The 12,346-nt window shown below is 66.8% G+C and carries 16 protein-coding genes; 15 read left to right on the top strand and 1 reads right to left on the bottom strand.

Features of this window, described 5'->3' with window-relative positions:
- The gene (locus Bsp3421_RS02115; protein WP_273995605.1) at positions 1 to 723 is read right to left on the bottom strand and encodes a helix-turn-helix transcriptional regulator; all 723 of its coding nucleotides are present in this window, start codon (positions 721 to 723) and stop codon (positions 1 to 3) included.
- 291 nt (positions 724 to 1,014) lie between these two features.
- Here Bsp3421_RS02115 and Bsp3421_RS02110 point away from each other — a divergent pair, with 291 nt between their 5' ends.
- From Bsp3421_RS02110 to Bsp3421_RS02040, 15 genes are all read left to right on the top strand, one after another.
- Positions 1,015 to 1,830: a secretion protein EspA gene (locus tag Bsp3421_RS02110; RefSeq protein ID WP_273995604.1), complete on the top strand. Its 816-nt coding sequence runs from the start codon at positions 1,015 to 1,017 to the stop codon at positions 1,828 to 1,830.
- An 87-nt stretch (positions 1,831 to 1,917) separates the two neighbouring features.
- Positions 1,918 to 2,259, top strand: coding sequence for a hypothetical protein (locus Bsp3421_RS02105; RefSeq protein WP_273995602.1), 342 nt, complete (start codon positions 1,918 to 1,920; stop codon positions 2,257 to 2,259).
- 39 nt (positions 2,260 to 2,298) lie between these two features.
- A complete protein-coding gene (locus Bsp3421_RS02100; protein ID WP_273995601.1) occupies positions 2,299 to 2,859 on the top strand; it encodes a secretion protein EspA in 561 nt (186 codons plus the stop codon).
- Positions 2,860 to 2,906: 47 nt separating this feature from the next.
- Entirely contained in the window at positions 2,907 to 3,383 is a 477-nt protein-coding gene (locus Bsp3421_RS02095; RefSeq protein ID WP_273995600.1) for a SycD/LcrH family type III secretion system chaperone, read from the top strand.
- 1 nt (position 3,384) lies between these two features.
- Positions 3,385 to 4,875: a type III secretion system translocon subunit SctE gene (gene sctE, locus Bsp3421_RS02090; RefSeq protein WP_273995599.1), complete on the top strand. Its 1,491-nt coding sequence runs from the start codon at positions 3,385 to 3,387 to the stop codon at positions 4,873 to 4,875.
- Positions 4,876 to 4,888: 13 nt separating this feature from the next.
- Positions 4,889 to 5,467, top strand: a complete 579-nt coding sequence (locus Bsp3421_RS02085) for a pathogenicity island effector protein (RefSeq protein WP_273995597.1) — start codon at positions 4,889 to 4,891, stop codon at positions 5,465 to 5,467.
- Between the two features lie 18 nt (positions 5,468 to 5,485).
- A complete protein-coding gene (locus tag Bsp3421_RS02080; protein ID WP_273995660.1) occupies positions 5,486 to 5,899 on the top strand; it encodes a secretion protein in 414 nt (137 codons plus the stop codon).
- Positions 5,900 to 5,979: 80 nt separating this feature from the next.
- Positions 5,980 to 6,444 carry a hypothetical protein gene (locus tag Bsp3421_RS02075; RefSeq protein WP_273995596.1) on the top strand — a complete coding sequence of 155 codons (465 nt, stop codon included), beginning with the start codon at positions 5,980 to 5,982 and terminating at the stop codon, positions 6,442 to 6,444.
- Positions 6,445 to 6,713: 269 nt separating this feature from the next.
- Positions 6,714 to 7,190 (top strand): hypothetical protein, encoded by a 477-nt coding sequence (locus tag Bsp3421_RS02070; RefSeq protein WP_273995595.1) that lies wholly within the window; start codon positions 6,714 to 6,716, stop codon positions 7,188 to 7,190.
- A gap of 422 nt (positions 7,191 to 7,612) precedes the next feature.
- Positions 7,613 to 8,122 (top strand): CesD/SycD/LcrH family type III secretion system chaperone, encoded by a 510-nt coding sequence (locus Bsp3421_RS02065; RefSeq protein WP_273995594.1) that lies wholly within the window; start codon positions 7,613 to 7,615, stop codon positions 8,120 to 8,122.
- Position 8,123: 1 nt separating this feature from the next.
- Positions 8,124 to 8,651: a hypothetical protein gene (locus Bsp3421_RS02060; protein ID WP_273995592.1), complete on the top strand. Its 528-nt coding sequence runs from the start codon at positions 8,124 to 8,126 to the stop codon at positions 8,649 to 8,651.
- A gap of 254 nt (positions 8,652 to 8,905) precedes the next feature.
- On the top strand, positions 8,906 to 9,616 hold the full coding sequence (locus tag Bsp3421_RS02055; protein WP_273995589.1) for a dihydrofolate reductase family protein: 711 nt from the start codon (positions 8,906 to 8,908) through the stop codon (positions 9,614 to 9,616).
- A gap of 260 nt (positions 9,617 to 9,876) precedes the next feature.
- Complete coding sequence (locus Bsp3421_RS02050; RefSeq protein ID WP_273995586.1) at positions 9,877 to 11,208, top strand: MATE family efflux transporter; 1,332 nt, start codon at positions 9,877 to 9,879, stop codon at positions 11,206 to 11,208.
- A 256-nt stretch (positions 11,209 to 11,464) separates the two neighbouring features.
- Positions 11,465 to 11,758, top strand: coding sequence for a hypothetical protein (locus Bsp3421_RS02045; RefSeq protein WP_273995585.1), 294 nt, complete (start codon positions 11,465 to 11,467; stop codon positions 11,756 to 11,758).
- Positions 11,759 to 12,014: 256 nt separating this feature from the next.
- Positions 12,015 to 12,287 carry a DUF4148 domain-containing protein gene (locus tag Bsp3421_RS02040; protein WP_273995583.1) on the top strand — a complete coding sequence of 91 codons (273 nt, stop codon included), beginning with the start codon at positions 12,015 to 12,017 and terminating at the stop codon, positions 12,285 to 12,287.
- The last annotated feature ends 59 nt before the right edge of the window (positions 12,288 to 12,346 follow it).

Below are 12,346 nucleotides of genomic sequence, written 5' to 3'. Positions count from 1 at the left end.
TCAGGCCGCCGAGTGCTCGGGCTGCGTGGTCCGCAGCCGGTACTGGGTGGGATTGCAGAGGAAGTGCTTGCGAAAGCTGTCGGTGAAGTGCGCATGGTTCGCGAAGCCGCATTCGAGCGCGATGTCGAGCACCCGCATCGACGTGGCGGTGAGCAGATGCCGCGCATGGCTGAGCCGGCGCTCCAGCAGCCAGCGTTTCGCGGGCATGCCGAACTTCTCGGAAAAGAGGATGTTGAACTTGCGCAGTGGCAGGCCGAAGCCGTCCGCGAAGCGCGCGACGGTCCACGGTTGCAGCGCGTTGGCCTCGACGAAATCGACGAATGCCGTGTCGCCGGCCATCATGTGGTGCAGCAGCCGCGAGAAGTACGCGCGATCGACGCCCAGGCAATACAGGTACACGAAGCGGAGCAAAAGCGGCGGCGACGTGCGGCTCAGCAGGTCCACCATGCGGATCACGGCGACGGGCGCCTCGACGATCCGCAACGGCTCGGGCCAGAAGCGCGCGCGGGGGTCCGGATCGACCAGCTCGGCGATTTCCGCGAACACCTGGCGGAAGTGCGCCGGATAGAAGTCGATCGTCTGGAAATCGGAATCGGCGCCCGCATCGCATAGCGCCGCGTCGGCTTGCGTCATGACGACGCAGTGATCGGGCACGCGGTGATTGGTCCCGGCGGTTCGAATCTGGCCGCCGCAGCAGCCGAACATCATTCGTACAACTTGCATCAGGTCCCCAGCGAATACGTCGTGTCGTTGCGTTGATCGCATGATCGCCGATCCGGCGCTGAAATCCCCTCAGGTCATCACCTGAAACCGCGTGCCGCGGTGGCGCGAGAAAAACGCAACTGCCCGCCGAATTCCGGAAAACACCCCGAACGCCCGCGCCTACGATGGGGGTGTCGGCGCTGCGACATCACGAACACGGCGACGGATGCCTCGACGCACGGACGGCCGGCGCGGACGATCTCGGAACGAACGCGGCGGGCATCAGGCCGCGCAACCAGGAGTGCAACCACGATGAATCTTGCTATCGAACGTCAAGGGGCGCTGCCCGACGCGGGCCGGTCGTCGGCGTCGTCCGGGGACAGCGGCCGCAACGTGACGAACCCGCATCCGATCGGCGATGGCATCGCGATGATGCTGGTGATCATGGATTTGCTGAGCCGGCAGACGAGCGCGAAGCTCGACGACATGCAGAAGAAGTCGACCATCTCGCGCGATGCGCAGGACATGGCGAACAAGGTGGAAGCCGCGCTCGCGAAGCTCGTCAAGGCGGACGACAAGACGACGCTGGACGACAGCGTGGTCAAGTACCTGCGCGACAACAACGTGCTCGTCAACGACAAGACGATCGATGAATTCCTGGCCGCGCGGGCCGCGCCGGGACACGATCCGGCGAAGTTCGCCGCGATGGTCGCCAAGCTGCAGCAGATGATCGCGCAGTCGGGTCCGGACGGGATGCAGTCGCGCGAATGGCAGGACGTCGTGAGTTACATGGATTCGCTGGGCATCAAGATCGACGGCAAGCGCGTGTGCGACTACATCTGGAGCCTGCCGGAGGTCGATTTTCAATCGGGCCGGAAGATCAGCCTCGATCACATGAAGACGATCCTGGACGCGCTCCAGAATTCGACCGGCCTCGACAAGGCGGACCTGATGTCGGTGAAGGCGGCGCTGGAATCGGTGGCGGGCCGGGCGTCGGATTTCGTGCAGCAGAGCCAGCTCAAGATGCAGCAGCTGATGCAGAACTACAACACGGCGGTGCAGATGATCAACAGCCTGCAAAGCATGCTGGCCGAATCGACCAAGGGCATCGCCTCGGCGATCCGCTGAGCCGCGCATGCCCGAAGCGCTCGCCGGCGACGGCAAGCCGGCGCCAACCGTGTGACCACGACGACGCGTCGTCGAAGGAGGCATCGCATGAAAACCGTAGCGCAGTTGAAAGAGGCAATGGGCGACCTGCAGCGTCGCCGCTCGACCCTGCAGAGGGAAATGGCGGCGTTCGATGCACTGCAGCGCGAGATCGTCAGCCTGCGCCAGCGTTCCCAGGCGGACGGCGAGGCGCGCCGCAAGCTCGAACGGCTCGACGCGCTGATGAAGAACGGCGGCCAGCATCTGGTCGACGCGCTCGTCAAGCAGGCCGGCCAGGCCGAGCGCTGCATGCAGAAGATCGGCGAGGAGTTGCAGCAGCTGGCCGCGCCGGCCGAAGCCGCGCCGCGCGAGGTGCGGCAGGTCGCGAAGTTCCGCCGCGCATTTGTTTGAGCAGTCTCCGAATCACTTTTCATACATCGAGAAAATCCTATGACCTCCATCAGCAATCAGCCGGTTCAGTTCCAGATGTCCCCGCCCGTATCGGGCAGCGAAGCCGGCGGCCACAACGTGAAGAATTCGCACCCGATCGGCGACAGCATCGCGATGATGCTGGTGATCATGGATCTGCTGAGCCGGCAGACGAGCGCGAAGCTCGACGACATGCAAAAGAAGTCGAACATCTCGCGCGATGCGCAGGACATGGCGAACAAGGTCGAGGCGTCGCTCGCGAAGCTCGTCAAGGCCGACGACAAGACGACGCTGGACGACAGCGTGGTCAAGTACCTGCGCGACAACAACATTCTCGTCAACGACAAGACGATCGACGAGTTCCTGGCCGACAAGAAGGACGGCAAGCTCGACAAGGCGGACCTGATGTCGGTGAAGGCGGCGCTGGAATCGGTGGCGGGCCGGGCATCGGATTTCGTGCAGCAGAGCCAGCTCAAGATGCAGCAGCTGATGCAGAACTACAACACGGCGGTGCAGATGATCAACAGCCTGCAGAGCATGCTGGCCGAATCGACCAAGGGCATCGCTTCGGCGATCCGCTAAGCCGCGTGGCGGCCGGCGTCACCGCGCCGGCCGCAGGAGACCAATGCATGTCCACACCACTATCTGCGTCCGGGGACGATCACGACGTACTGCAGCAGTTCTTCGCGTCGGGCGGGTCGATCCGGATGCTCGCCGACGTCGACCAGCACGACCTGGACACCGTATTCGCCTACGCGAGCCAGCTGTTCAGCGCCGAAGACTGGGCGGCCGCGCGCAATTTCTATTTCATGCTGGCGCGCATCGATCACTGGAATTTCGATTACTGGTTCTGGCTGGGCGTGTGCTATCAGCGCCTCGGCCAGCATGAAGAGGCGATTTTCTGCCTGAGCCGCGCGGGGATGATCCGCGTCGACGACCCGCGTTCGTCGTACCACGCGGGCATCAGCTACCGCCTGGCGGGCAATCTCGAGTATGCGCGCAAGGCGTTCGACGCCGCGCGCAACTGGTGCGGGGCGCAGCCGGATTATCGCGCGCTCAAGACGAACATCGAACAGCACTTGGCACAGTGCGAGCAGGAGGGATGAAATGACTATTGCGTTGAACACGGCAGGGCCGCAGGGCGGCGCGCCGATCGCGTCGCGCGACCCGGCGGAACAGGCCGAGAAGGCGCGCGCCGCGGCCCACGCGATGCTGGGCGGCGTCTCGGTGATCGTCGACGACGTGCGCGCCCGGCTGCCCGGCCTGACGGGCATCGCCGGCCGCGCGCTGGTGACGATGAAGGACGCCGCGGAGGCGCTCGGGCGGATCGTCGATAAATTCGACGGTGCGGCCGCGCCGGCAGCGAAGCGCGGCACGCGCGATCCGCGCGATGTCGGCAGCGTGTCGATGGATTCGATGCTGCTCGCGACCACGCTGCTGTCGTCCCAGGTGCTCGGCAACACGGCCGAGCTGAAGACCAAGGCGCTCAGCATCATGTCGGCGAAGCAGGAGGAGGTGCGCCGGCAGGAAGTCAGCGAATATCGCGAGCAGATCGACAAGGCCATCGAGCAGCAGCAGAAGGCGAAGAAGGCCGGCATCTTCGGCGTGATCTTCGACTGGATCATCGCCGCCGTCGAGGTGGTGTCGGGCGTGGCGAAGATCATCGGCGGCGCGCTGACCGGCAACGTGATGACGGTGGCGGGCGGCGCGATGGACCTGATGGCCGGATTCGCGGGCGTGATCAAGGCGACGATGAACACGCTGGCGCTCGTCGACGAGAAGAACGCGGAGAAGTACCGCGCGGTGGCCGACGTCGCCGCCAAGGTTCAGCTCACGTTCGAGATCGCGGGCGCGGTGGTCGACGTCACCAGCGCGGCGCGCAACATGCTGCTGACCAAGGCGATCCCGAAGGCGACCACCGCCGTCCTGAAGGAAGGCGCGGAGCAGGCGCTGGTGACGGCGATCAAGGAGGGCAGCAAGGACGCCGTCAAGAGCACCGCCCAGGCGGTTGGCAAGGAAGTGGCCGCGCAGGTGTCGGACCAGATCCTGCAGGGCATCGGCAAGGCCGCGCTCGAAGCGTCCAAGAAGGTCGGCAAGGATGCCGCGCAGAAGGCCGTGCAGCAGCTCGGCGTGAACCGGATGCTCGAGAGCTTCTCCCGCGAGGCGATCGAGAAGATGGTGACGAAGAGCGTCGAGAAGGTGGCCGGCAAGGCGATCGAGGAAGGCATCGAGATGTCGGCGAAGGAGCTGACCAAGGCGATCACCCGGCAGGTCAACCAGGAAGTGATGGCGGCCGTGCTGAAGGCGTCGACGTCGATCGTGCTGAACGCGACGCGCGCGTCGGTCGGCGCGGCGGGCAAGGTGACGACGGGCGCGCTCGAGATCGAGCGCGCGAAGCTCCAGAAGGAGATCGACCAGCTGATGCTCGATCAGCAGTGGTTGCAGATGTGCTTCCAGTTCTATGCGCAGCAAAAGGAGGCGCAGACCAAGGAGGCCAAGGATCTGCTCGAGAAGTCGGGCGAGATCCTCGCGGACGGCAGCAAGACTTCGAAACAAACGGCCACCTTGCAGGCGCAGATCGCCTCGTCGATGGTTTGATGGAGAAAACAGCATGAGTGAAATCACCCCCACCGGCCGCGCGCCGGTCAGCATGGACACCCTGGGCATCGATTCGCTCGACGGGTTTGGCGCGGGCAGCGGCGCGCTCGCGACGATCAACCAGATCATCGCGCGGCTGCAGAAGATCGGCGGCGAGATGCGCGATCTCGAACGCCAGTTCAGCGAAACGATGCAGCGCATCGCGTTCGACCGTCAGGTGCTGGCGCTCGACACCAAGCGGCAGGCGATCGAGCAGAACTTCGATGCGGCGATGGCGACCGCGGTGACGCAGATCGTCGGCGGCGCGGTGAGTGCGCTGGGCGCGCTGTCCGGCAGCCAGATCGCGACGTCCACGACGGACGGGCTGTCAAAGAGCGGCCAGGGGATCGCCGGCGTCGCGTCCGCGAACATGACCCGCGAGGCGCAACAGATCCAGCTGCAGGGCGATTTCGAGAGCCAGGCGGCGGAGCGCTTCGACAAGACGCTGGCCACGGCCGTCGAGCGCGCGACCGACGCGTCGCGGCAGATGCGCGACGTGACGCGCGATCTGGTGTCGCTGAGCGGCCAGGTCGCGTCCGCGGTGCGGCTCTGAACGGATGGAATCGTGACGATGCAGATGACGGACGGCGTGACGAACTATCTGGTGGCGCAGGGGATGCGCCCGGAGCCGGCCTATTTCGGGCAGAGCAGCTTCCGGGTGGGATGGCGGGTGCGGGTGAACGAACTGGAGCTGGTCTACCGGCTCGACGGCGACAGCCTCGTGATCTGCGATTTCTCGGCGGCGGACGGCACCGACGGCGCGAGCGACGCCGTGACCACCTTCATTCGCCTGGTCCATCGGATCGAGCGGGGCGGCGTGCCGCTGCGGGATGTGCGCGGCATGCTGTTCGAGACCGCGTCGAATCCGTCGCTCAACGCGCTGCGCCGACGGCTCGCCACGGTGCTCGAGGCGCAGGGCGCGTACTGGCGGGAGATCGACGGCGACTGGTGGCTGCACTATCCGGTCGCGGGCGCGCGGCAGTAGACGCGCCCCTGCGTCAGACGGCGGCCGCGGCCGCCTGGCCCGCGCGTTCGCGCGCGGGCCGGCCTCGCGCGGCACACCCGATGGCCGATGGCGAGGCGCAACCTTCAACCCGCGAGAATTCTGTCGTGAAAGATCAGCATCACTATGAAGCCCTGGTGACCGAATGGCTCGAACACCTCGGATTGTCCGGCGCAGCCGATCCGGACGAGACCTCACTGGTCATCAACGTGGACCAGCGGTTCGACGTCCACTGCTGCCTGTCCGACGCCGGGAAGCTGTTGTTGCTGGCCGAGTGGCCCGCGCGCCATGCGACGGCGCGCGATCTGTCGCGCGCGCTGGCGTTGAACCGGCCGGCGGGCGTGGATATCCAGCCCGTCTTCGCCCTGCGCGGCGAACGCTGGCAATGCTGGATCGCCAAGTCGATCGCCGGATGCGATCTGCCGACCCTGCTGGCGGATTTCGGCCGGATCGTGCGGTGCGTCGAAGGCTTCATCGACGGCCGGGAGTGCGACGATGCGCAGGCGACGGCGCATGAATACGTTTGAATCAGGCGCGTCTCGATCGAGCCTGCTCGCGCCGCCGGGGGGGCGATGTTCTCGCATGCGCGTTCGGACAAACTCACGGTGGATTCTCCGCCCCCGGAAAATCAGCGCCGGGTCGCGGAGAACCGCGCGACCGGCAACGTCGACGTCGAGACCGCGCATATCTTCCGGGCGATGCGCGAGTCCGGCGGCGACCTCAAGGTCCATTGCCGGCCTGTTCGTGTCGGACGGGATGGGCGAGCACCCGCTGGAAGGCAGGATCAGCACCGACGATGCCTATCGGCAACTGCCGGGATTCGTCGCGGCCGCGTGGCGATCGACGTGGGGCCGCGCGGGTGCGGCATCCTGAGTATGGCCGCGTCAATTTCAATACCTTCGGCGCGATTGCGGAAGACGGGGTCCGAATGCGCCGATACGATGAACTGCCGTCGAGCGAGGAGTTCAATTCCATGGATGCCCTGGAACAGCTGAAAAGCGCGATGGCCACGCTGCGTTGCAGCCGGACCGCGCTCCAGTGCCAGATTGAAGCGTTCGATATGCTGCGCGGTGAAATCGGCGGGCTGCTGCACGGCGCGTCGACTGATCTCGAGGCGCGGAGGCGGCTCGAATGCGTCGGCGCGCGGATGCGGGACGAAGGCCGGTGCTGGATCGAGCGCCTGGAAGGTCAGGCGGATCAGGTGGAGCGCGGTATGCGGGACGTCGACGCGGCTGTGCGGCGCGTCGATGCGGGCGTCGGTATCGGTCCGTAGGCGAGGACCGCCGGCGGCGCGTGCGCCCGCCTGGCGGACCCAAGTCGCGCGCGCAGACGCGCGGCGCGATGCGAGCCGGATGAGCGCGTTCGCATCACGCCTGGATGGCGCAATCGACGGCGAGCCGGTGCGGTTCGCGTCGAGGAGGAGACATCGTCGCGACGACGCGACTCGCCGGGCGTTGCCACGCGGCGGGATCAGCGGATGCCGATGAAGGACGGGGCCGGCGCGCCGCCATGCGGCGGCGCCGGTTCCGATCGCGCCGGCGGCGTTCATCAGGCCGGATGAACCGGCTCGTCGCCATCAATCGTTAATCCACGGCATCGCCGTTCGGTGCGGCGGCAACGCGCCGGGCCGAAGCGCGGTGTCGAACCAGGAATTGAATCCGGCCGTTCGCCCTGCGCGGCGCGGGGCGGATCGCAGTGTCGGTCCGCCCGCCGGGAAACCGTTGCATGACATTTTCAACGCAAGACATCGAGCAGGCGCACGGCGATCTGCTGCGCGCTTTTTTCGCCGGAGAGGATTCGATCCGGATTTCGCCGGACCTCGATCCGCATGACCTGCACGCGCTCGGCGTGCTGGCGCGCCGGCGTTTCGAGGCCGGGGACTGGGCTGTCGCGCGCGACTGCTATTTCATGCTGGCGCGCATCGAGCGCCGGAACTTCGACTACTGGTTCAACCTGGGGCTTTGCTACCAGAACCTCGATCGGCACGAACACGCGATCTTTTGCCTGAGCTGGTCCGACATCATTCGCGTGGGCGATCCGCGGCCGTCCTATCATGCCGGTTGCAGTTACCGGCGAATCGGCGAGCGCGAGTATGCCGTCAAGGCGTTCCAGACCGCGCGCAACTGGTGCGGCGAACACAGGGTCCACAGCGCGTTGAAGGCGCGTATCGAGCACTGCCTCGCTTGCCACGACGAGGAGGAATGACATGAGCATCTTGTCGAAGCCGGGGCCGGGGCCACACATCGCACCGGGAGAACGCGACGGGGCGGGCGGCCATGCGACGTCGACCGCCTCGCCGGCGGGATTCGGCGGCCCGTCGCCCGCCGGCGATGCGGGGCGGGGCGGATGCCACGTGGAGCAGCACGTATTCATCCCGATCAATCGGATCGTCGCGCGGCTCCAGTGGATCAGCAACGAGATGCGCGAGGTCGAGCAGCGCTTCAGGGAGACCATGCAGCGGGTCGCGTTCGATCGAGTCGCGCTGGACCGGGTCGCGCTGGACCGGCCGTTCGCGGAGCATCGTGCGATGCGCGACGCCGGGCGCGGTGCGGACGCCTCCTGGCCGCACGACGCGGCCGGGCGGTATGGGGCGGAGCGCTTCGACCGGTCGCTGGCCGCTGTGACCGACCGCGTGACTGTCACGTCGTGGCACATGTGCGAAGTCACGCGGGAACTGGTGATGCTGCACGAACGAGTCGCCGCCGCGTTGCGCGGCGGCAAGCCGACGGAATGACGTCGCGATGGGAGAACGCCGTTGAACAACACGATCATCGAGGCATGCGATCCCGCGCGGTCAGGGGCGAAGCGCGCGGGCTGGCCGATGTGGTCGATCCGATGGCTGGTCAAGGTGCTCATGCGTACTTGAAGCGCACGGCATGCCCGATCGGGGAATCTGAATCCGCGTGGCGCCATGCCGTTCAGGCGATGCCTCGGCATGCCTAGGCGCGGGGAACCATGAATGTCGCGCGTCAACTTGCAGGAGTGTGAATGAACAGGCCTTACATCGTGTGTCACATGATGGTGTCGCTGGACGGCAAGATCGATATCCGCGGCTGGGACTTCCCGCCGTTCGCGGGGCGCGAGCTTGCCGAGTATTGCCGGGTGGCGAAGTTGCACCGGCCGGACGCGATGGTATTCGGCCGCGCGACCGTCAGCGAGAACGGCGACGCCGAAATCGGCGTCGCCCCGCGCGGGCTGGCCACCGCGCCGATTCCCCGGACGACGTACCGGGCCGCGCCGGCCAGCGTCGCGCCGCTCGCCTTCATCATCGATGGAGGCGGCAAGCTTCTGTGGGAGCGGGGCGTGTTCGAGTTGCAGGAGGGGGACGCTTTGCACGTGGTCGCGGTGCTGACGGAGCAGGTCGACGACGATTACCTCGCGTATCTGCGCGAGCGCGACGTGTCCTATATGTTCGCGGGTCGGCATGCGATCGACATCGACGCGATGCTGGCCGGCATGCGCGCGGAGTTCGGGGTCGCCCGGCTCGTCGTCGGCGGCGGCGGGCGCATCAACGGCAGCTTCCTCGATGCCGGCCGCATCGACGAGCTGAGCATCCTGACCTATCCGGTGGTGGATGGGCGACCCGCGTCGCCCGGCCTGTTCGAGGGCGTCGAGACCGGACCGGCCGCGTTCGCATGGTTCGAACACACGCTGCTCGACGACGGCGTGACGTGGAACCGGTATCGGACCGGACGTTAGATCGCGTCCCGCGCCGTGGCCGACCGGCGGCGACGGCCACGGACGTCAGGCCGGGGCGCACGCGCCTTGGGCGGGGTTCCCGCCGGAACGGCGCGGCATGCCGGCTTTGCCCGGCGAGGCGGATCGGATTATTGTGTCTCCGACGGGGCGCACGCCCGGATGCGCGGCGCCAACCGCGCCCGCGCGTGCGCCGACGTCACCCGCCATTTCACAGGTCGCCGTCGAGCCGCCGGCTGACCGGCAAGTTCAAGGACGCCTCCATGTCATTCTTCGACAACGATCACGGTCACGCACTGCTCAAGCGCTACGCGGCGCTGGCCGTGCCCACCATCCTGTCCGGCTGGGTCTACACGATCTACACGCTGATCGACGGCGTGTTCATCGGGCGCTATGTCGGCCCGCAGGCGCTCGCGGCGCTGAACCTGATCCTGCCGCTGCTTTACGTGCCCTATGCCTTCAGCGTCATGATGGGCGTCGGCGGCGCCACGCTGATCGCCCGGCTGCTCGGCGAAGGCCGCGAGCAGGCCGCGCGGCAGGCGTTCTCGCAAGTGCTGTGGAGCATGCTGGCGTTCAGCGTCGTGATGAGCGTGCTGGTGCTGACGTTCGGCCGCGAGATCGCGGCGGCGCTCGGCGCGCACGGCGAACTTGCCGGGCAGGTCAACGCCTATCTGTCGCGCTACGCGTGGTTCATCCTGTTCGCCAATTGCCTGTATGCGATGGAGATGTTCCTGCGCGTCGAGGGCGCGGCCGCCGCGCGCTTCGGCCTGTACGCGATGATCGCCGGCGCGTTCGTCAATACCGCGCTCGACTACTGGTTCATCGTCATGCGCGGCGACGGGATGGCCGGCGCCGCGCTGGCCACGGGGCTCAGCATGATGGTGTCGAGCCTCGTCATGCTCGGCTATCACCTGTTCCTGGCCACGCGCGTCGTGCCGGCGTGGCGTCCGTTCGCCGACGGCGTGTCGTATATCGGCAGGATGCTGTACAACGGCTCGTCCGAGTTTCTCGGCGCGGTCGCCCCGGCGGTCACGGTGTTCGCGTTCAACCGCGTGATCCTCGCCAACTTCGGCGAGAACGGTCTGGCCGCCTACGCGATCCTCGAATACCTGACGCTCGGCGCGATGGTCACGATGGGGGCGCTCGTGCAGGCGATGCAGCCGATGATCAGCTTCTATCGCGGCGCGGCGGACGCGCGCGCGGTGCGCGGCGCGTTCCGGATCGGCGCGATCGCCTCGCTGGCGTTCGCGGCCGTGGTGGCGGTCGTCATGGCGACCCTGTCGAAGCCGCTGACCTTCCTGTTCCTGCCGGCCGGCGGCGATGCCTGGTCGATCCTCGAACACGCGGTCATCTGGTATGCGATGGCCTTCCTGCCGGCGGCGGGCAATCTGATCGTATCCGGCTATCTGACGGCCATCGAGGCGCCGGGGCCTTCGGCCGTGATCGCGACGCTGCGCAGCTGGGTGCTGCTGCTCGGCGTGCTGCTGCTGCTCAACACCTGGCTCGGCGGCACGGCGATCTGGTACACGCTGCTCATCACGGAAGCCGTCACGCTCGTCGCAAGCATCGGGCTGTACGCGCGCAGGCGCGCGTAGCGCCGCGACGCGCGATGCCTCGCGGGCTCGATGCGACCGCCGCGCATCGATGCGCGGCCGGTTTCGCGCGTCGCGTTGCATGGGCAACGGCGTGTGAGCGCGGCCCGGCACGGTGTGCTCGAACCGCGTTTGCCGCTGCGCATGAGGCGTCGTCACATTGCGTCATCGCATTGCACAAATCACTACAAACGCCGCGTTTACATCGAAGGTTGATGTAATTACATTTGTCTTACAGACACTATCGCGGAAAGAACCCATGTCGATTCAGGATTCCGAAATTGCGCGCGAGCAGCGTGGCGGCCGGCAGTGGAGGGCGAATGGCTTCGGCATGCGAGTCGCGGTTGCGGCAGGGCGCGAATCCGCCGTCGGACAGGCGATCGACGCCCGGCGGCGCGATGCGACGCGGCAACGGACGCGCGCCGCGCGCCGTTCGGGAATGGGCCGCGCCGATCGGCGCGCATGGTTCGTCCGATCGCGCCGTGCGTTGCGCTGCGCGCGGCCGATCGATGTCCCCGTGAACTCACCAGGCGTCTATTTTTCCCGCCGATAGCGGCAAACGTTTGCACGCGCATGAGACGTCCATGCGCGTGCATCGCCGAGACATTCGATGCGACGGACGCGCACCGCGATCCTGCCGCCCGTCATGCATGACGTGATGGCGGGTTGCGACTGAGTGCAAGCCGCGCGATCGGCCGGGTTCGCCCATTTCCGTCTCTTTAAGTATTCCTAAGCCTGACGGGAAGGACCGGGCTCGCGTTTTTTTCCAACGCCGCATGGCAAACCCCCCCACTCTGGAGGTATTGAAAATGAAAGCAATTCGATGGATCCCGATCGTCGCCGGTCTGTGCGCGGCCGTTCCCGCCGTCGCCTATGACGAGTACACGCCGGTCAGGAAAACCCGCGAGCAGGTCTACCAGGAACTGATCCAGGCGCAACGCGACGGCTTGCTGCCGACGCGCGACGTCGACTACCCGCCGAGCGAGGAAACGATCCTCCGCAACAAGGAGCTTTACGCGATCTCCTATCCCGACGATGTCGGCACGGCGCGCAGCCAGGCCGACAAGGTCGTCAACGACTGAGCGGGGCCGGGGCGCGTCCATGCGGGGCGCGCCTGCCCGCACGATCCCCGGCTTCACGG

Source organism: Burkholderia sp. FERM BP-3421 (genome assembly GCF_028657905.1).
In the GTDB taxonomy this organism is placed as follows: domain Bacteria; phylum Pseudomonadota; class Gammaproteobacteria; order Burkholderiales; family Burkholderiaceae; genus Burkholderia.
This window is presented reverse-complemented; position numbering and strand designations above follow the sequence as displayed.